Source organism: Nostoc sp. (assembly GCF_036917635.1).
Taxonomy (GTDB): Bacteria; Cyanobacteriota; Cyanobacteriia; order Cyanobacteriales; family Nostocaceae; genus Nostoc.
The window spans coordinates 1-20,741 of the sequence record NZ_JBALCW010000018.1; the positions used below are offsets into that span (position 1 = coordinate 1).

General features: G+C 40.1%; 19 protein-coding genes. 6 read left to right on the plus strand and 13 right to left on the minus strand.

The features are described from left to right. Positions 1 to 582: Uma2 family endonuclease (locus V7K32_RS04120; RefSeq protein ID WP_334990585.1), on the plus strand; the 582-nt coding region annotated here is incomplete at its 5' end. A 284-nt stretch (positions 583 to 866) separates the two neighbouring features. Further along, complete coding sequence (locus tag V7K32_RS04125) at positions 867 to 2,258, plus strand: malic enzyme-like NAD(P)-binding protein (RefSeq protein ID WP_334990587.1); 1,392 nt, start codon at positions 867 to 869, stop codon at positions 2,256 to 2,258. A gap of 216 nt (positions 2,259 to 2,474) precedes the next feature. On the opposite strand, the gene V7K32_RS04130 is transcribed toward V7K32_RS04125, so the two are convergent. From V7K32_RS04130 to V7K32_RS04175, 10 genes are all read right to left on the minus strand, one after another. After that, positions 2,475 to 3,221: a creatininase family protein gene (locus V7K32_RS04130; protein ID WP_334990589.1), complete on the minus strand. Its 747-nt coding sequence runs from the start codon at positions 3,219 to 3,221 to the stop codon at positions 2,475 to 2,477. A 433-nt stretch (positions 3,222 to 3,654) separates the two neighbouring features. Continuing rightward, a complete protein-coding gene (locus V7K32_RS04135) occupies positions 3,655 to 3,927 on the minus strand; it encodes a cupin domain-containing protein (RefSeq protein WP_334990591.1) in 273 nt (90 codons plus the stop codon). Positions 3,928 to 3,949: 22 nt separating this feature from the next. Continuing rightward, positions 3,950 to 4,309 carry a Mo-dependent nitrogenase C-terminal domain-containing protein gene (locus tag V7K32_RS04140; RefSeq protein ID WP_334990593.1) on the minus strand — a complete coding sequence of 120 codons (360 nt, stop codon included), beginning with the start codon at positions 4,307 to 4,309 and terminating at the stop codon, positions 3,950 to 3,952. Between the two features lie 1,238 nt (positions 4,310 to 5,547). After that, positions 5,548 to 6,102 carry a GIY-YIG nuclease family protein gene (locus V7K32_RS04145; RefSeq protein ID WP_334990595.1) on the minus strand — a complete coding sequence of 185 codons (555 nt, stop codon included), beginning with the start codon at positions 6,100 to 6,102 and terminating at the stop codon, positions 5,548 to 5,550. A 185-nt stretch (positions 6,103 to 6,287) separates the two neighbouring features. Then, positions 6,288 to 6,617 carry a hypothetical protein gene (locus V7K32_RS04150; RefSeq protein ID WP_334990597.1) on the minus strand — a complete coding sequence of 110 codons (330 nt, stop codon included), beginning with the start codon at positions 6,615 to 6,617 and terminating at the stop codon, positions 6,288 to 6,290. A gap of 696 nt (positions 6,618 to 7,313) precedes the next feature. Then, positions 7,314 to 8,669, minus strand: coding sequence for a hypothetical protein (locus V7K32_RS04155; RefSeq protein WP_334990599.1), 1,356 nt, complete (start codon positions 8,667 to 8,669; stop codon positions 7,314 to 7,316). Positions 8,670 to 9,030: 361 nt separating this feature from the next. After that, the gene (locus tag V7K32_RS04160; protein WP_334990601.1) at positions 9,031 to 9,909 is read right to left on the minus strand and encodes a hypothetical protein; all 879 of its coding nucleotides are present in this window, start codon (positions 9,907 to 9,909) and stop codon (positions 9,031 to 9,033) included. 533 nt (positions 9,910 to 10,442) lie between these two features. After that, entirely contained in the window at positions 10,443 to 12,698 is a 2,256-nt protein-coding gene (locus V7K32_RS04165) for a pentapeptide repeat-containing protein (RefSeq protein WP_334990603.1), read from the minus strand. Between the two features lie 9 nt (positions 12,699 to 12,707). After that, on the minus strand, positions 12,708 to 13,712 hold the full coding sequence (locus V7K32_RS04170) for a zinc-dependent alcohol dehydrogenase family protein (protein WP_334990605.1): 1,005 nt from the start codon (positions 13,710 to 13,712) through the stop codon (positions 12,708 to 12,710). Positions 13,713 to 13,754: 42 nt separating this feature from the next. After that, the gene (locus V7K32_RS04175) at positions 13,755 to 13,907 is read right to left on the minus strand and encodes a hypothetical protein (protein WP_334990607.1); all 153 of its coding nucleotides are present in this window, start codon (positions 13,905 to 13,907) and stop codon (positions 13,755 to 13,757) included. 20 nt (positions 13,908 to 13,927) lie between these two features. On the opposite strand from V7K32_RS04175, the gene V7K32_RS04180 reads away from it, so the two are divergent. The 4 genes from V7K32_RS04180 (at position 13,928) to V7K32_RS04195 (ending at position 17,280) form a co-directional block, all read left to right on the plus strand. Continuing rightward, complete coding sequence (locus V7K32_RS04180; RefSeq protein ID WP_334990609.1) at positions 13,928 to 14,191, plus strand: type II toxin-antitoxin system Phd/YefM family antitoxin; 264 nt, start codon at positions 13,928 to 13,930, stop codon at positions 14,189 to 14,191. A 194-nt stretch (positions 14,192 to 14,385) separates the two neighbouring features. Then, the gene (locus V7K32_RS04185; RefSeq protein WP_334990785.1) at positions 14,386 to 14,640 is read left to right on the plus strand and encodes a type II toxin-antitoxin system RelE/ParE family toxin; all 255 of its coding nucleotides are present in this window, start codon (positions 14,386 to 14,388) and stop codon (positions 14,638 to 14,640) included. Positions 14,641 to 14,961: 321 nt separating this feature from the next. Next, positions 14,962 to 15,540 (plus strand): hypothetical protein, encoded by a 579-nt coding sequence (locus V7K32_RS04190; protein ID WP_334990611.1) that lies wholly within the window; start codon positions 14,962 to 14,964, stop codon positions 15,538 to 15,540. A gap of 3 nt (positions 15,541 to 15,543) precedes the next feature. Beyond that, positions 15,544 to 17,280, plus strand: coding sequence for a hypothetical protein (locus tag V7K32_RS04195; protein ID WP_334990613.1), 1,737 nt, complete (start codon positions 15,544 to 15,546; stop codon positions 17,278 to 17,280). A 334-nt stretch (positions 17,281 to 17,614) separates the two neighbouring features. Here V7K32_RS04195 and arsS read toward each other — a convergent pair whose 3' ends face one another. Genes arsS through arsM form a run of 3 tightly spaced genes read right to left on the minus strand, consistent with a single transcriptional unit; the run spans position 17,615 to position 20,597 of the window. Further along, complete coding sequence (gene arsS / locus V7K32_RS04200) at positions 17,615 to 18,604, minus strand: arsenosugar biosynthesis radical SAM (seleno)protein ArsS (RefSeq protein WP_334990615.1); 990 nt, start codon at positions 18,602 to 18,604, stop codon at positions 17,615 to 17,617. Positions 18,605 to 18,653: 49 nt separating this feature from the next. Beyond that, positions 18,654 to 19,613, minus strand: coding sequence for an inorganic phosphate transporter (locus V7K32_RS04205; RefSeq protein ID WP_334990617.1), 960 nt, complete (start codon positions 19,611 to 19,613; stop codon positions 18,654 to 18,656). Positions 19,614 to 19,628: 15 nt separating this feature from the next. Continuing rightward, positions 19,629 to 20,597, minus strand: a complete 969-nt coding sequence (arsM, locus tag V7K32_RS04210) for an arsenosugar biosynthesis arsenite methyltransferase ArsM (RefSeq protein ID WP_334990619.1) — start codon at positions 20,595 to 20,597, stop codon at positions 19,629 to 19,631. Between the last annotated feature and the right edge of the window lie 144 nt (positions 20,598 to 20,741).

Sequence of the window (20,741 nt, forward strand, 5' to 3'; positions counted from 1 at the left end):
CTACTTCTTGTGGGGTGGGCATCTTGCCCGCCTTTGTATATGGGCGGGCAAGATGCCCACCCCACAAGATTGGGTAAATTATTTGTTGGAAGTCCCTTAGGAGTTTATCAAGTTTGCACTCCAGGTTTAGCGCTAGGTGATAATGCTACCGTGCGCTTAGATTTAGACAATGAACCACAACCTGATGTTTTGCTGTTGATAGATAAACCAGCCAGAGGACAGGCGCAAATCAGCGAAGATGATTATGTAGAAGGCGCACCGGAATTAGTAGCAGAAGTAGCAGCCAGTAGTGCATCGATTGATTTGTACGACAAAAAACGTGCCTACCGCCGCAACGGAGTGCAGGAATACATTGTCTGGCAGACTTTAGAGAATAAACTCGACTGGTTCGGTTTGCAAAATGGTGAATATTTACCACTTATGGCAGATGCAGATGGTGTGATTAAAAGTAATATATTTCCAGGTTTGTGGTTAGCTGTAACCTCACTCCTTACAGGGGACATGACGACAGTTTTAGCAGTGCTGCAACAAGGATTAAATTCCAAAGACCACACGGAGTTTATTGAACGATTGTCTGGGTAAAAATTAGTACAAATATCTTCAAAAATACAAATATTTACACAGATAAAATATTAAAAAAATATCTGGTGTATTTGGGTACAATTACTAAATTGTTACTCATTTATATTACTAAATTCATTGGTATAAATAAAAATAATTATTAAAATTGTGAGCAGTGAGTAAACTAACTACTGACGGTTATCCCAAGAGTTTATATTCATTGTGTTTCCATTGACTACAAATCTGAGATTTTAGTTTTTGTCTCAATTCAATATAAAATCTAAAACTTAAAATCCAAAATCAACATGGCAGACCTAACTCCTAATTCTAGTTTTAGTTTGACACTGCGCTTGCAAATTCCCAATCGTGTAGGGATGTTAGCATCCGTAACCCAGGCGATCGCAACCTGTGGCGGTAATCTCGGTCAAATTGATTTAATCGAGCAAACCCGTAAAGAATCCACCCGCGATCTGACTGTGGATGCTGCTAGTACTGAACACGCTGAAACCATTGTGCAAGCAGTCAAAGCATTGCCAGACATCAAGTTACTCAGCGTCTACGATCGCACCTTTAATTTGCATCGTGGTGGCAAAATCAGCATTACCAGCAGAATTTCCTTAAAAAGTGTGTCTGATTTAGCAATGGCTTACACGCCTGGGGTTGGTCGAATTTGTACAGCGATCGCTCAAGATCCAGAGGAAGTTTACAAATTAACCATCAAACAAAACACTGTCGCCATTGTTACCGATGGTAGTGCCGTTTTAGGGTTGGGAAATCTCGGACCAGCAGCAGCCTTACCAGTAATGGAAGGCAAAGCAATGTTGTTCAAGGAATTTGCGGGGCTTGATGCTTTTCCTATTTGTCTGGCCACCCAAGATACAGAAGAAATTATCCAGACAGTCAAGAATATCGCGCCAGTTTTTGGGGGTGTGAATTTAGAGGATATCGCTGCACCTCGCTGCTTTGAAATTGAAAGAAGATTGCGCGAAGAGTTAGATATCCCCGTTTTTCACGATGACCAGCATGGTACAGCAATTGTCACCTTGGCAGCATTGTTTAATTCCCTAAAACTGGTACATAAATCCTTAGCAGAAATCAAGATTGTGATTAACGGTGCTGGGGCGGCTGGAGTAGCGATCGCTCGGTTACTGCGGAAAGCTGGGGCAGAAAAAATCTGGATGTGCGACTCTAAAGGGATTATCTCTACCAGTCGCAGCGATTTAACAGAAGAAAAACTCGAATTTGCCGTGAAAGCGCAGGGTACATTAGCGGGTGCAATGCAAGGGGCAGATGTATTTATTGGAGTCAGCGCGCCAGGAGTTTTGACACCAGAAATGGTGCAATCGATGGCGAAAGATCCAATTGTGTTTGCAATGGCAAATCCGATTCCAGAGATTCAGCCAGAATTAATCAGTAAAGATGTAGCTGTGATCGCTACCGGTCGCAGTGATTACCCGAATCAAATCAATAACGTTTTAGCTTTTCCTGGCGTATTCCGTGGTGCTTTAGATTGTCGGGCCCATACAATTACCACCACAATGTACCTAGAAGCCGCAAATGCGATCGCTTCTTTAGTCAAGCCTTCAGACTTAGATCGGGAACATATTATCCCTTCTGTGTTTGATGAGCGCGTCGTTACTGCTGTTGCTGCTGCTGTACAACAAGCAGCGCGTCAAGAAGGTATCGCTCGGAATTAAAAGAATAATTCTTGTAAGATGCACAAAAGTCTGAGCGCTGAAAGCCAGCGTTCAGAACTTTAAATTAAGGACTAGACATCTCCAGAAATTAAATATGCGTAACCTGAAACCCTTGTAGAGACGCGAAATGGCACTTCTCTACGAGACGCTCCGCGAACGTGCCGCTACGAAGAAAGCGTCTCTTTTTCGGAGATGTCTAATCTCTTTCCATGAGCTTTATTGTGCGTTTACAAATTCCAAATACCCACTGCTAAGTTCTTTCACCGCCAAGTCATAAAATTGCTTACCGTGTTCAGGCGTTGCTAAAGCCGGATTTGATCCCATGCGTCCATCTGGATAACGCACTCGAAAGTCAGCAGCGCTATAAATTCGATATCCGCTTGCAACTTCTGGTGAAAGAAGTGCTTGCTTAATCGCATTTGGATAAACGTACTGCGTGAGGGCTACTTCACTTGGCGTTGCATGAGAACCTTCTTGATCCCCATATAATTCTTTAGCTAGCTTATATACAGAACCGCACATAAACCAGTTTGCAACTTGACATTGCAGATGTTGAGCATTGGAAATCTGCAAATCTTCTAAATGCGCGTAAGTTTCGGAAAAAGCAGCTTTCAGGGTGGCGATATTACCGCCATGTCCGTTAATAAAGTAGAATTTGCTAAAACCAGCTTTGGCTAAACAAGTTACATAATCTCGCACTACTTGAATTAAAGTGCTGGGACGCAGACTGATTGAGCCAGGAAAAGCAGTATGATGCAGTGCCATTCCCACATTGATTGTAGGGCCAACGATCGCGCTCGTTGCATCACCTACACCAGCTGCGATCGCTTCTGCACAAATGGCATCAGTGCCTATTAACCCCGTTGGCCCATGTTGTTCTGTGGAACCAATAGGGAAAATAATCCCCTTTGACTGCTGTAAATAAGCTTCGACTTCTTGCCAAGTACTTAAATGCAGTAACATTTTTGATGATTTTCCTCAATAAAATTGCGGTGGGACGAAACCTTTCTCTGTTAAACTCCCACTAACCTGATTATGAACTTTCTAGATTTTCTGTGCTGGCGATCGCTATGATAAATTTCAATAATAAGATCCCCGACTACTCAAAATAGTCGGGGATCTATGGCATTCAGATTTTTAGTTATCAGCCACCAACATGGCAAGAACTTTCTGCAAAATTTGGAGGGAATGAGACTATTTATTTCTATCAATATTGTTTAGGAGATCAAGTAGCAACAAGTTTCGACAGATATGGATATGAGCAATTTATCGATTCTGCCACTTTATCCTACGACAATCGCTGCGAACCCCCTTATAGTAAAAATCGAAATTGAATTATGAGATGTGGGTACTGTGGATCATCAACTAGATAATGGGGATCAATCTTTTCTGTTGACTAATCAAAGTAATAATGTTTTTTCACGTCTTTTGTAATTTCCCAGGTGCAGGACATACCAGCAGGAAAAGTCACTAAATCGCCTTCACCCATTTGCACTGGCTGCCCACCATCAGAAGTAACAACAACATCACCTTCCAAAAAGTAGCAAGTTTCTTGAGAATCATAAGTCCAAGGGAATTTGGAAACTTCCTTTTTCCAAATTCCCCATTTAGAGACACCCAATTCATTGAGGCGTTCTTGCGTGGGTTTATGCTCAATTTTAATTTCCATATTGTGTTTTATCTAGTTATCTTCAGCAGTAGGATTGAATATCCTCTCCACACTGATCTACTAAATAACACAAGGCGCGAAAACGCAAGTAGACAAGTTCGTTATAAAGCGGATTCAACTTGCACATTGGCGGAATATGCCCTATTTTGCGACCAAAAAGCATCACATCGCGCTCGAATGGACATTGGGCAGGAATCACTTTAGCAATAAGTTTGGCTAATTTCCGATTCTGAATCTCAAATTTGTCCAGCCATTGACGTAATGGTTGCAGTAAATCTAATTTAGGTCTAGCAAATCGCTTTTTACTAGCCGTTTGATTCTTTTCTTCTAAAGGGCTAACAAAAACAGGCAGAAAAATACGCTGATTAATTGTTTTAAGCATAGTCGTAGGCAAGGTTTTCCTTGTGTAGATGAACTATTTGCTGATTGGGAATATTAACATGTAATCTGTTAAGCAATTTGCATTATGCTTGGAAATTCGGAAGGAAAAGAAGCACAAGGCAAATAATTTACATGGATCTTTGGGGGGAAATTGTTTAACTAATTGTTATTTAAGCCCACCAAATCAGGAAGAACTGTCCCGTTAAATACAAAATAACAAAGAAAATATAAAAATGGCATTTCTTTAACTTATCGATTGCTAATCTTAGAGATAGCAATTTTATATATTAAATGTAAATGCCTGGTTCTCAAACTGCCTAGTATCTAAAGATGGACTTTTGTAAAGACAGAACAGTTTAGCTCTGACTCCATATAGACTTCGCTAGGATTAGCCTCTAATATCTAGCGATTTTATGCTATTAAATCTCTAGTAATCTGTCTACTATCTTACACTAGCCAACCTAGATATTATCTAATAAGTAGCAAGAAATCCTTTGATAAGTTCAAGCTAATATACTTAGAACTTATACCATTTACAAGAATATTTTGCAATAAATGCATCGCGTGTAAGGACGTACAGCAGTATGCCCCTGGCAATATAACGCTTCTCACTTGGGCGTAATACAGTCTGAACCTCACCCCAGATTTGAGGACGTGCAAATACTCCCCTCTCTTTCGTAAGGAGAAGGGCTGCGGCTGAGGTTTAAAAAAGAAGTTTATGCAAAGGAGAACAGTTATAAGTAAGGGACTGACAAGAAATAAATTATTCCAATAAACGAACCACAAAGCCACAGAGAACGCAGAGAGAAGAAATAGAGAGAGTTTTTGCGTCAGTTTTGGAACATTTTTTTATTTGTCAGTCCCTAAGTGAGTCAAATTAAATATAAAACCTCACCCTGCCTCCGGCTTCCCCCGACAATATTAAGGAGAGGGATTGAGGGTGAGGTTTGATCTTATATTTTATTACGCCTACCTACTTATATATCAGATATTTTGTGAAATGCTTTAATTACCAAAAAATGGTACAATTACAAAAATCTTATTTCTGAAAATATATCAAGCCCTAACAATCTTGATATTTGCTGATATACTCTAGATTCTGTTGCTCTAATTTTGACAGTAATTTAGGTGTAAATGCCTTCGGTGAATATCATAGGGCGATACCAAGGTTGCTTATTTAACTCACAGAAATTAGTTACTATGTAGTAAATAGTTCCATTATTTTCTCTAAAACTAGCTTCATTTCAAATCCAGTAAACCTTCTTCTTTCAATTTCGGATTGAAGCGAATTTGCATTTGCAAACCACGCACTTCTAATAATTGCGTTGAAATTTCTGCTTCTACTCTCCGCGCAACATTTTTAAGAATTTTTATTTGTGCTAATTCATCATTAGCTGGATTTTGATAATTTGCCTGTTCTTCAGATGTCATTACAACTTTGACATCAATGGGATGAGTCCATTTTTCCTTTTGATCCCCATCCCCATTTCCCCAAGGGACACTGCCATTTTCAGCAATCCAAGCATTTTCGGTATTTTCTAAAATTGTGCGACTAGGGTGTTCAATAGTTTGAACTTTAACCCAATAGCATTGCTGTGGCTGACGCACTAAATGCTGTTTGAGGCTGAGGTAAACATCACGGGAGTATCCTACAAATTGCAGCACTTTTTCTTGATTAAAAATAGCATATACCCCGATTTTACCCTGAAATTGTTCGGGTAATTGGCCGCGATCGTCAATGTAAGGAATGTATTCCAGGGCTGTCAAAGAGGAAAGATTCGTTTCAAGAGCCATACATCAAATATTAAACTTACTATTTGTCTATTCCCAGGTGCATGAAGTACATCATATCAAAACCTCACCCCAACCCCTCTTTGTGAGTTCGGAGAGGGGAGATAAAGCACAGCTTTCTCAGGGTGAGGTTAAGCGATAGCTCATTATATTGAGAATTGCTAATTAGGGAAAAACTATCTTAAAAATTACCCGTTATCCACTTTTTGGTAAATTGCACATAGGCGACTGGGTTTAAAAATCTTAGCACTAAACATGAAATTTGGTGGTACGTTGATAATGGCATATTCATCAGATTCATGATATTTTTCAAATTCTGCTGGCATTCCTTTAGTGGTAGTTAAGCTGTAAGGAACTGGTTGGAAAATTAATTCTGTAAATTTAACTTGCTCACACTGCAACTGTTGACAAATTTGATTTAAGAAAGCAACGCTTGTTAATAAATTGAATAAAGTTTCTTGAGCTTGTGCTTCAAGAGTGAAACTGCTATCAAAAGTATGGACGATTTTAAGGGACATTTTCTGTATAGGTAGCTATTAACGACTAAGTGATGCTAGAAGATGGCAACAATCCAAAAATGCTGGATAAGGAAGCCTGCCTTTTCGTGCAGATGAGCTTTGTGAAAAATTACCACCTTAAGATCAGCCTATTGGATTGTGTGACTTCTGTCAGCCACAGGAGTAAGCTGGCATGATTAAGAATCGTGAAGTTTAGCAGATTTTCAGGGATAGGTGATTTTTCCTTAATGCTGTGCTGACAAACTTCAGATATTGTACTTACAAACATTAATATTAAATTTATATAAGTAGGTAGGCAAGATAAAACCAAACTATGTAACGAAAAGTAAAATCTCTGTATTTGGCTCGTAGTTGCGCTAAAGCGCAAGAGGGCGCAACTACGAGCCAGTCATGATTATTTGCGCCCACTTAAGTTAGCGGTTCCCATTCAGATGCGGTACAACATTATATCGCCAGGTGTAGGGGCATAGCAGTGCCATGCCCCTACCGATGTACCTTACATAAACGAGAACCGCTATAACGACTTCCAAATAAAAAATATTCAATTATTTATTGTGGGGTAGACCGAACTAACCCATGTCGCTACCCGATGCGCCAAATGGCAGTATTTTGAGATAAAAATTAGTATTATTATTTACCGAAATTAGTAGTATACTGCGTTGCGATCGCAATAAGCATAAAAGGATTGAATTTAGGTTAACAGTGTCGTTGTTTTTTGAACAGTGACAACAGCAAACACATAAGTCCCATTACTACTAACGACACTGAAGAAGCAGATTCTGGGACAGGCTGAGGGTTTTGCACAGGCTGATAATTGATGAAACTTCCTTCAATTGGGCTGAGTGATGCCAAAAGTTGCTGAATATCGTTAGATATATTAGTGTCATTACCAACACTTTTAGAAGAGATGAGGCGGTTAAAGGTTTGGCTACTTGATGCATCAAAATCTCCTGTTAACCCAAGAAAATTTTTGCCTATTTTACCTATAACAGAGTCAATCAGATTGTTAGCATCAGTCTTGATCCCTTCTGAGGATAACTTTAAACTGCTGATATTATTGACGTTTCCAATCTTTGTGTTGTCAGTATTTGCTAACCAATTGCCATTACCAATAATTTTATTTCCATTGGTAAAAACCCAGTTACCATTACCAATAATTGTGTTATCTGTACCAAAGTCCCAATTGCCGTTTCCAATAGTTGCGTTGTTACTGCCAAAGTGCCAATTACCATTACCTAATGTTGCATTATTACTTCCGTCGTCCCAATACCAATTGCCGTTACCAAGGGTTGTGTTATTCTTTCCAAATAGCCAGTTGCCATTACCGATGCTTGCGTTGTCATTATTAAAGTTCCAGTTCCCATTGCCAATGGTTGCGCTGTTACTGCCATAATTCGAGTTAAAGTTACCAATAGTTGCGTTATTACTACCAAGGTTCTTGTTACCATTATTAATCGGTGCGTTGCCCTTATTAAAGGTTTGGCTACCAGGATTAGATGTATTAAGAGCGTTGCTAAAGGGTATATTATTACCAAGGACTTCTTTCAAGGGATCGAAAGGCGATTGTTGAAGCAGACTACCAGCACCTGCCTTCGCATTACCACTGCCTGCAAATGGGTTACTAGCCCCACTTGGAATCGCATTACCACTCCCTGCAAATGGGTTACTAGCCCCACCTGCCTTCGCATTACCACTAGCTGCAAAGGGGTTACTAGCCCCACTTGGAATCGGATAACCACTGCTTGCAAAAGGGTTACTACCTCCTGCCAATGTGTTGTCAATACCTTTGAAAAAGTTATCACCTAAAATTAACTTTAATCGAGCAAATATTAATTGCTGAAGCTGACTGCCACCATCGCCTGCAAACGGGTTAATACCACCACCTGGAATGGGATTGTTACCGTTACCTAATAACAGATTGCTACCACCCTTCAACAGGCTGGCTTCAGCAGACAAACTGCCATTGGCAGCGAAGGAACTAACGCTGTTAGAACCACCTGCACTTAAGGGATTAACTCCACCATTAAGGGGATTGACAGCAGACGCTTCCATTGGCACTAATTCTCCTTTTTTTAGTTAAAAACTTATCGGGTTTTCAGTAATTCTTATACCAATTATGAATTTGCTAAACTCAAAATCTCTCTAAAATAAAGGCTTTGATAATCTTACCGTCAAAGTAACAGAAAATATTGCCTAAATCTTTACTTATAAATAGTTCTAGGGCGTAAAATAGCAAACTAGTACAATAAGGCAGAAGTCGCATCACCGATAATACACGTTTTTCAGCTTTATCAAATGGTATGTTTATTTCCGCCAAACTGTACTAGGATACTATGTACTGAAGAACTCATTATTGTTCCGCTCTATTTATTATCTGTTGATTTTTGCAAGGATTCTATTAAGCAAACGGGATTTATTGACCGCCAAATGAGGGGATTCCTCCACCACTACCACCAAATGAGGGGATTCCTCCACCACTACCACCAAATGAGGGGATTTCTCCACCACTACCACCAAATGAGGGCGTTTTTCCACCACTACCACCAAATGAGGGGATTCCTCCACCACTACTACCAAATGAGGGGGTTTTTCCACCACCCATTTGCTTGTCAACCTTTGAGTCAACTAGCTTGTCAATAGTAACCCTCAAATCGAACCCGTTCGGTATTTCACTTGTGCTAATACCATAGGTCTTGCTACCAGCAACAGTCAAAGGGTCGCTACCACTGCTTTGGTTACCACCACCTACGGATGGCTTACCACCAACTGCGAATGGGTTACTACTGCCACCAGCACCAGTCAAAGGGTCGCTACCACTGCTTTGGTTACCACCACCTACGGATGGGTTACTACCGCCTGCGAATGGGTTACCACCGCCTGTGGATGGCTTACCACCACCTACGGATGGGTTACTACCGCCTGCGAATGGGTTACCACCACCTGCGGATGGCTTACCACCACCGGCGGATGGGTTACCACCACCTGCGGATGGGTTACCACCAACTGCGGATGGGTTTACACCGCCTGCAAAGATATTCCAGAAGTTGTCGCCAGCGAAAGGATTACCACCATAGGCTAAATCAGGCTTACTGCCACCGCCAGCACCACCAGCAGCAGCACCGCCACCAAATGGGCTTTTGCCACCTTCTCCCTTACCAACACCACTGAATATATTGGTAAGGTCTTTATCACCAAGAACTTCTGTCAAGCGACCGAAGGGTGATTGTCCAAGCGGATTGTTCCCACTAGTAGAGGGGTTACTGCTACGACTATTACTTGAATTTTCTGCCATTAGAATTAATCCTCTTATTGTTTTGAGAAAAATCTTGCTAGCATCGCAACATAAAGTAGACAAAAATAAAGTCTATGTTATGACTTTTTTGTTGTCTTTTTGTTAGCAAAACTAGTTAGTAGCTATTAGATTATTTGGTTATCTTTGTTAAGTGGAGATAATGGATTTTTAATCAATGCTACTTACAATTACAATTTATATGATTTAATTTTGAAGGGCAATGAAAAATATTTTGATATATTTATCAAACTTGTAGATATTTTTAGACAAAGATTTAAAAAAATTAACTTATATTTTGTCTAATAAAATTAAATTTGGGTTAATCATTATATTGCAATGAACAATCCTTTGATAAATTTGCCAAATTTTTAGATATTTAATTAATTTGCGTTTAACCGGGGTTCTATCACTTTTATCCCACGTAATACCGCCAGACTGATAACAAGAAATAGCACGATTTCTGACACTCTGCAATACGTTGCATCATATTACCACTACTACGAAGTGCAGCGAAAAAAGGTTCGGTGCAGGGATTACTTCAAATAAATCAGCAAATTTAATCCCGGAATTGTGCGGGAAAGTGTCCACAAAACGAGGGTGATGTAAATTAAACCCAAACTCCATTGATACCAAGCGAGTGCAGAGATGATCCCAGGTAGGTGTTCGTCTCGCAAGCGAATGTCGTTAAATCCTAATTTCACTAGGTTGTTGAGACTAAAATCATAGTAGTTGAGCCAGTTCCAACGGCGATCGCCCAACAGAGGCATATATCGTTCTCGAAATGTCTCATTCCTTGGTATGACTGGTAGACGTCCAATCAATAATCGTAATTGGCGGAATGTCCCGTCTTCTGTGAAGTAAGAAACATCCATTAAATCATGATAACGACCTTGTTGGTAAAGTCGGATCAATAAAGCTATTGGGATGGGAACAATAATTATTAGAAGACACCCTAATGTTAGCCAAGGTTGTTGAGCATTACGAAAAATAGCTAATAAGCTTAAGAATTCTAAAACGCTAAAACTCACTAATATCGAAATGGTTTCGTAGTATGTGGGAATAATTGGTACAGGATGTAGCCGACGATAGCGATCCACTAACCAAAAGACTAAACCGAAATAAGCGATCGCAACTCCTCCCACGCCAAACACTAACCAAAAATTCGTACCATAGCCACTCAACAACAGCAGTACACTCAAGCCTAAGCAACTCCAAGCTTGCAGTAACCACCCAACGATAGAAAGAGGTTCACCAACAATTAAGCGCTCACTCAGTTGTGTGTACTTTTCTAAATCGATATCTGCTAAGGTGAGTAACTCACTGCTGTTGCGAAACGATTTTATCAGACGACGCTGGGCGATCGCTTCGGCTTGAGTTGCAGAAAAACCCAGATTAATCAAACTTGCAACACTTGCACTATTAATATTTATAGCCGTCAAACGGCGACTCATTTCTACTAATCGCAGTTGTTGTTTTGTGTATTCCAATTCATTAGCATCGCCTACTTGTTGTTGCTGACGAAAATTCTGCCCCAAATTCCGCAAGATGTTTTGATTACCTTGCAATGTAGGGATGCAGAACATCTTACCAATTTGACCGGGATTACCTAAAATTTTTGCTTGGTTAGAGTTAAAAGTTAAACCAGGTACGCTTAAACAAGCTTCTGTAGAAAACCTCGCATCACTAAAATCTGCTTGGTTAAGAATGCTCGCACCTTGCAAATTTACCGATTGATTAAACTCCACTTCTCGAAATGTGACAGCTTGTTCAAAAGTCGCTTCTGTTAAAAAGAGGGACTGATTAAAATTTGCTTTAGTAAACTGGGCTTGATTGGCAAAGCGGACATCAGAAAAATCAGCATTATCTCGCCACTGCCCACTATTGAATTTAGCCAACTCCTTAAAACTTGCTTGGTTGAAGTTAGCAACCTTTTCAAAGATACTACCTTGAAAATCAGCTATTTCTTGAAATTGAGTTTGTTTAAAATTAGCTTTTTCAAAAAAAATACTGCCCTGGAAATTGCTTGGTTGCTTGAATTTAACACCGCTAAAGTTGACGGAACGAGCAAATCTGGTTTCAACCCAATTAGTGGATTGGAGAAAAGTTGCACCTTGGGCATCCACGGACTGAAGAAAGAATGTATTAGAGAACTTCATTTCGCCATTGAAACGAGTTTGCATTAGTGTTAAGACACCACGAAAAACGGCGATTTCACTGGATGGAGTTGACTGTGTTCCCAAAAGCGATCGGCAATCTTTAGAGTTCGTGAGTGACTCCAGACAAACGAAGCGCAAACGTTCTAATTCTTGTTGTTCGGTGGCGGTGAAAATCGAAGCGTAGACGCCTCGCGGCTTGCCGCCAGACATCACTTGGGCGTATAAGGGGGTTCTTAAACCCAAATCGCTGCCGACAAAATCCCCTAAAATCAGGGTATAGCTGAGGTCTAAGCCCAGAGGTTTTGCACCTAGTCCTTTTCGCATGAGTTGGTAAAAAGCATCACGAAAGCTAGCATTTTCTGGGCGCAAATCAATCACCATCTTCTGCAAATCCACCGTCAAATTGCCTTCGCGGAGTGTGGGTGTGCGTAGACGTTCTTGTAATAATTCTAGGGTTAAGGGTGTGCGTTCTGGTTGCGTTTGTGCTGCCCAACTTGATAGGGGGAAGAAGAGGAGAATTGATAAAACGCAAAGGAACGCTAAGGAAAGCGCAGAGGGGCGCAGAGAAAACACTTTGCGTACCTTTGCGTTTAACCTCTGCGTACCTTTGCGTTTAAAAAATAAATTATGCAAATTGTTCGATCAATCGTCGCTAATCAGTAGAACAATTTTACCTGTGACAGAACCACTTTCAATTAGTTGGTGTGCCTTGGCTGCTTCTTTTAAAGGAAACTTGTGGCTAACATGAATTTTTAATTTGCTTTCATCGATCCAGGTGGCACATTGTTCGAGAATTTCTACCTGGTGCTGGAGGCTTTCTTCTAATCCTAGCAACGCTGGTGTAAGCATTAATTCTAAACCTATGCGGAGATTGCGTTGTCTAGCAGTTTTCCAAACAGTGTTGGCATCTGGTTCGAGAATTGTCACAATATCACCATATACTCGCACTGCGGGGAAGGTTTTGTGAAAGGTTTCACCGCCTACGGTATCAAAAGCCAAGTCTACGCCTTCGTTGTTAGTCCAATCTAATGCTGCTTGTACAAAGTCTGTTTGTTTGTAAAAAATTACATGATCGGCACTTAGTTGTTTGACAAAATCAGCTTTTTCTTCAGAACCCACTGTGGTGGAAACAGTAGCACCTTTGAGTTTCGCCAATTGAATTGCTACATGCCCGACACCACCAGCACCCGCATGAATCAAAACTCTTTCCCCAGGTTCCAATCGTCCCCGTTCGTATAAAGCTTCCCAGGCGGTGATTAAGACTAAAGGTGCTGCTGCTGCTTCGGCAAAGGAGATAGACGCGGGTTTACGTGCCACAAAGCGCTCATCCACAACCGTATATTCAGCGTAGTTACCTTGGTGTGCGCCCAATCCGCCGTAGCAAAAATATACCTCATCGCCTGAGTGAAAACGCTGAACATTAGCACCCACCGCTTCGACTATACCAGCACCATCACATCCTAAAATTGTCGGCGTGCGATCGGGGTAGAAACTGCCTCGGCTACGAAGTTTAGTGTCAATGGGGTTAATCCCAGCCGCCACCAAACGCACTAAAAGTTCAGTATTCCCTGGAACAGCAGGGTTTGGCACTTCTTGTATTTGCAGAACTTCGGGACTGCCAGCTGTTGTCATTAAGACTGCTTTCACAACTCTTTCCTCCTGGCTTTAGATGCACGTTCTTATGCAACTTTAGCGCAAGAGGGTGGACACAAAGTTATGTTTGAGGGAAAACTGCGATCGCCGATAGCGTAGCGGTAGCGAGTCCGCGTTCGCTTTTAGCGTCTCGTAGAGAGCGTCATAGCCCGTCGTAGACATCGCATTAAGGTTATAATAAATGTACATTTAAGTGTACACTTCTTTATATGGCAAAGTACTTAACCATTACCGAAGCTCGACGACAACTATTAGAGTTGCCGGATGAGTTAAAAGATGAGCCAGTGATCATCACCAAACATGGTAAGCCAGTAATGGCAGCACTTAGCTTTGAGCAATTTGAATCTTTGTTAGAAACCCTGGCAATCTTATCTGATCGGGAGTTTGCCCATCAGCTACAGGAGAGTATAAGCCAAGGGGAACGGCAAGAAACCATTAGCTGGAAGGAAGCAAAAGCCCAACTTGGACTCTGATATACCACAACCCGTTAACACGGAGTATGAAATTGAACTCACACCACTAGCTTTAGAAATGTTGGCTAATGTTAAGGATCAACGTCATCAGAAATCTTTGAGCGACAGAATCGACAAACTCAAAGCAGATCCACAAAAGCAGGGAAAACCTCTAGTTGAGAAGCTTAGGGACTTCCAAGAAATAAATTATTCCAATAAACGAACCACTCCAGACACAGAGAACGCAGAGAGAAGAAATAGAGAGAGTTTTTGCGTCAATTTTGGAACATTTTTTTATTTGGAAGTCCCTTAAGGGATATCGCAGTGTCAGGGCTGTCGGTCAACGCTACAGAATTATTTATAAAGTAGAGTTAGAAAAAGTCGTCGTTTTAGTGGTTGGGGTAGGACTACGGAAAGAGGGTGACAAAGGGGACATTTATACACTCTTGCAGAAATTGTTGGAGGAATGACTAATGTATGACGATAAGCTTCTTTGCATATAAGCACTTGTAGAAAAGTGATTTCGGATTTGGAACCGCGTCCCTTGTGCGTCTCGCAGCGAAGGGCGATCGCACTTTTGATTAGCAAATTATATAAGGGTCTATTACTTTTGGTAATGTTATTTGTATCCCCAAGATTAGTAATTTGGGGAATTTTGCATACTTACTCGTTGGTGAACTGACGCAATGTAACAAATACTATTTAAGTTAAAGTATTATATGTTACTTTGTTAAGATATTTATTTTCACCAAAGGAGTCTAAGTAAAATTGTTTAAGAGTAAGAGGAATTTATGACTAAACTCTCCATAGAGCAAATGCTTTACTTGCTTTATACAGTTGCCTACTCAAATGAGGGTACGGTAACTCAAGGTACTGTCAAAGAGCATTTGTCTAAAGAACTCAAAAAAAATGCTGCTGATATATATAACACTCTATACCAGCAAAATTTACTAGAATCACCCAAGAGAAGGCGGATTTCAGTCACAGAAGAGGGCAGGAAAGCGCTTGTCGCTAATCTACAAACTACAGACTACGAATTCGACTCTTCAAAAGGCCAAAAAGTTCTAAACACTCTTCTGCATTGCCTGAAGCTGACATCGTTGAAAGACTATGTTTCTTCTGTGACTATAGAAGATATGGACTTTGACACATTCGTAGAAAAGTTTAAAGAACTATATTTTGCGGAAAGAAAGCAACAAGAATTGCGTGGCGTTGTTGCTATTTACAGTCGAGATATTTGTCTGAAATTTAGGGAGAATCACCCTATTTCGCAATCTACATTAGATAACTACTTCAATACACTTAAATTAACTGGGAAAGTTTTTGCTGTTACCGAAAAAGAAGAAGAAATAATTCAGTGGGTGGAGTAAATAATGCCAGAAGATGCAGGTAAGAAAAAATTTATAAAAGACTTTTTGCAACAAGTTAAAGAAGGTGAAGGTTTTATAGAAGATATTTGGATTGAGCGTGTTGTTAGACCTCCAGGGTCAGATGGTGAGGGATCTACCGCTCTCAGTCTTTCTATGCGATCAATATCTAATATAACTCAGTTACTGGAAGACGATCTAAGATATACCTTTGATGAGGGCTACTTTGCCTTTAGATTTGTTGCAGCTGCGTTTGGTAGTGGTAAGACTTCACTTCTAACTTATTTACATGAATTAACCAAGACTCAACGTAATTACAGAAGTCTTTCTTTAGTAGTTCGATTCTCACTTTCTGACGTGTCAATAATGGGTGGAGATCATAACTTTGGGATTAAATTGTACTGTTGTATATTAGCTCACACTTTCTGGGAGTTACTACACAACCAAAACTTATCTGAGTCAGTTAAAGAAGTAGCAAAGCGTGTTCTTAGCGATTTATTAGAAAGAAGCCGAGTTGCTGAACTTGAATCGGCGAAAGATTTTGAAATTCAATTTTATCCTAAGTTTAATAAGTATCTTGTTGACAGTGGAGTTAATTTTGAATCTTTTTTCTTTTCTGTTATTTCTAAGATCGCAGCTTTAGAGCCAGCTTTTACCTTTGTATACCTTATAGATGAGCTAGATCATCTCCAAGAATATCAAAATTATATCCTAGACACCAGATCACTTTTTAAGGCATTAATTAAAAGAGTGCGCCAAAAGTTTAACTCAAAAGTCAATCTGCTAATCTATCTGGTAGGCACTACAGATAATGTAAAAGGTTTTATTGCTGGAGATATTATATTAGAAAGCATCGTAGATAGAGCGGTTATCAATCTACATAAAGGCTATAGCAACGAGCTTGAGATGATCAGAGCTAAGATTGATGAGCGGATTCAAGGTGCTTATCAGGGATATAAGAATTTTGCAAAAGCATGGGAAGAAATTAAAAATATCCGCTTGAACCCTACTAATAATTTAAGGAAGTTTTGCCAAGACTACGCATCATCAGTACTGGAAGTACACGAAAGATATTTTAACGAAGCACCTGAGCAAGTCTTTGAAGGCAATGCCCGCGAGTTAGTAGAAGCGCAGTGTAGAACAAAGTGGGCAAGTTATTTGAGTAAATCTGCATATACTTTATCGGCAGTTTCAACTACAACTGTGCTATCAGGTCATGCATTTGACTGCTACGTGGAATTGTTGCATAACGCTACAACTGTAGCTAGAGCTTTTGGTGAAGCAAAGAACTATGAGCTTTTGAGTGGACACTTGCAGACGTTTGAGAAATGGTTAAGTGATGTTAATTTCAAGCCAGACGCAAACCCACCTGATCTAGCTTTTATGATTGCTCCTTCATGCCCATCTTTGTTACACCGAAAGTTAGAGCTTAAAAATATTCAATTTATTGAATCTAAAAAAGTATCTCCCATACCGACACCAGCCTCAACGGCTACACCAACTCCTACACCGACATCAGACTCAACATCTACTGCTATCAATATTAATAAGGCTGACAAAGATAGACTTATTGTTGCTTTCAAGGGTACAGGTGTAAAACAAACAACTATCGATAAGCTAATAAATCTTAGACAACGTAAAAGCTATATTCAATTAAAAAGTCTGGCATCTGATCTAAAATTTACCGATGCAGTGAAAAAAAAACTTCAGGAAAAATTGAATAAAGGGGAGATTTGCTTTTGAAAAGAGTGATAATTCTTTAGAAGGGGTAGAAAGATGCGATCGCACCTCATCTCACAGCACGATTGCGCCAAGTGTATCATTCCTAAAAAAGAAAAAGCCGTAAAACATAATGTTTCACGGCTTTCAGTGTGGTGTGAGGAGTTTGACTATATATCATCATAAATTAGCTGCCCAACAACAACACACTCGTAACAATTTTGGTAACAGACTTTTTTTTGCGATGATACTCTCAAGTATGCGCTGTAGGGGCAATTCATGAATTGCCCCTACAGCGTATACCTTAAAATAAGGGTTTTGGCTATTCTATTGTTTGCGTCAGCCCTGTTATTTGTCTTTAAAGCAAAGCACCACCACAACTAGAACCACATCCAGCAGTACAACCATAGCAATAAGCAGCAGTTTGTATCTCATTAATCAAGTCTAAACTGTCAGCTTTTAAGAGTTTGCTAACTGTCAAAGTTTCACCATTGCGATTTTTCGCAGGTAAATTCATCATTTGGTTAAAGTCGCAATCATATACATTTCCTAGATAGTCAATTGAGAGTTCATCGCGGCACATCAAATGTTCAACTGTGCCGGGATTAAAATACGACTCTAAAAACTGCAAATAGCTGGTGTACAGTTTTCTCCGTTCTAAATGCATTTTAGTTCTACCAACTGGTAGGTTGGTAATGGTGAAGAGGTTGCTAAACACAATATTAAAATGTTCTTGTAAGAACATTTTGTAATCTCGTTCTAGGTTAGTCTGTTCGGGAGCCAAGGAAAATTTTTCATCCGTGGGTAGCTGGGGATTAAATACCAAGTCCAAAATTAAATTTGGCTCTTTACCATAGCCAAGTTTGTTAAGCCACTGCAAAGCTTTGACGGAACTATCAAAAACACCAACACCGCGCATTTTATCAACATTATCTGCTAGGTAGCAGGGTAGAGAAGCCACAACTCTTATTTGGTGTTGAGCAAAATATTCTGGTAAATCAGCAAATCCCTCTTCAAAATAAATGGTCAAATTAGACCGGACAATAACTTGCTTACCAGTTGCTCTTGCTGCTTCTACCAATGGCTTAAATCCATAATTCATTTCTGGTGCGCCACCAGTCAAATCCACAATTTTAATTTCGGGAAATTTATGGATTAGCGAAATCAATTGTTCGCAAACTTCAAAAGAAAGTTCTTCGGTACGTTTTGGCCCCGCTTCGACATGACAGTGTGTACAGGCAAGGTTACAACGCTTACCTAGATTAATTTGTAAAATACTAATTCCCTTTTTTATCAAAGGAGAATTGAGTTTGTTTTTAAATGATGTAATTTTTAATGGAGTTTGCATTAGTTATTACTCCTTAAATATGGCAGAAAAAATATATTCAATCAACTTTCTAACCTTGTAATAATCTGTAGGTTATTGCGCTAATAATTGCAGCAGTTGGTAAGGTTAAAATCCACGATAAGAATATCTGATAAAAAACACGCATATTGGCTTTTTGGGCAGTTAATCCTACTCCAAAAATAGAACCAACTGAAACGTGAGTGGTGGAAACCGGAAGCCCAAATCGACTAGCTGCAATTACCAGAATTCCAGTTACTATATTTGCTGATAAGCCTTGAGTATGATTCAATGAGGTAATCTTTTCACTCATGGTTACTGCAACTTTTTGGGAGTTGAGTAAACCGCCAAGTGCCATTGCGATAGCAATCGTGATCGTTCCCCCCTGAATCGAAAAATACTCAATAATTAGAATGAGTGATAAAATCTTGGGAGTATCATTTAATCCTCTAGCAAAACTGACAATTCCAGCGCTGATAAAATGGCAAGTATCAATCATTTTTTGATTAACTGGTAGATGCCATTTTGAAATTATATAGTTACATAAGCTGTAAATTCCTGCTCCCAAAGGAATAGCAATGATTGGACTGAGTAATAGAGGCAAAATAAAAGAAGTTCCCAAAGCTGCAAAATTAACTTGAAGTCCGATCGCAACTAATCCAGCGCCAACCAACGCACCTGTTAAACTGTGAGTTGTGGAAATGGGAAACCCCATGAAAGTGGCTATCAGTACAGTTAAGCCAGATGCGATCGCAACTGCCAAATGAAACTCTGGGGAATTAGCGATCGCATCAGGTACTAGTCCTTTTCCAGAGAAGTTTGTAATTAGTCTACTTGCCAATAAAGTTGCAGCAACCGCACCAGCGAAAGTTGTAAAAGTTGCCCACAAAATTGCTGTTTGATAGCTGCTAGTTCGGCTACCAAACAACGTTGCTACCCCTTTAAAGTTGTCATTTGCACCATTGGAATATGCTAAAAAAAGCGTGGCGATAAATAGACTAATTAACAACATGATGGGGGTTATAAATTAACAGCAACCACCACCGCTATAGTGCCAGGTTGAATTGGTGACAATTATTTCTTCTGGCTTGATAGTCGCAAGTTTAGCAGCAGTTTTATCACACACTGCGGCGGGAATTCCACGCTGGAGTAAATGCCCTGCTGAATCGTCGAAAAAGGGTTGCAAGCCAGCATAAACTGCCGTTTTTCCTGTAAAGATACAAGCACCATCTTCTGGAATAGCAACTTTAAAGGAAACGGAATCCAAACTTTCTAAAAGTAGATGTTCCTCTAAATTATAACTTTGCGAATCTAATAGACGGTAAGGACGACGGGCGCGAATTTCAACTTGACCAAAGCCAGCATTTGTAATCCGTTCAGTATACTCTTGATATGTGAGTGCGCCTGATAAACACATGGCTCTGAGTCCTTCATCTTGTTGAAGATGTGCTGGAATTTGACTAGTAGCAATTGGATCGCTCATCTGCAAACGTCCGCCAGGTTTTAATACCCGATAGGCTTCTTTTAAAGCACGGGTTAAATCTTCTGGTTCAAAGATGTTGAAAAGGCAATTTTGCGCCACGATATCGACGTGAAGATCAGCAACGGGTAAGTTAAAAGCATCGCCTTCGCGGATTTCTACAAAACTGGTATCAAACCACGGGTTTTCTTGAGCAGCAATTTCTAGATTGCGTGCAGCAGCTTCCCGCATCGCCCCAACCGGTTCAACGGCAATTACAGCACCTGCATGGCGGGAAAAATAAGCGAATTGCAAAGCTTCTAAGCCACCGCCAACACCGACATACAGCACAGTAGGTTGGTTTCCTAGTTCGGTGGGGTGAACGGTGGTGCCACAACCATAGTTCATTTCCTGCATTGGCAAAGGAATTTTCAACCCTGGTAGTTGCAGGGGTGTACTTTGCACACAACAAAGTCCAACTTGCGGGGTTTCGGCAACTTCGCGGTAAAATTGCGCTGCTGTTTCTAGATAGGTCATGCAGTTTTAGATTTTATATGATGACAGCTTTGTGCATCCTAATATAATTAACCCTAAGTTGGATGAGTTATTGCTCAGATTGCCAAAAACCCCAAATCTTCCTAGAATAGAAAACTTTGGGGTTTTAGGGTTGTTTAACACTGG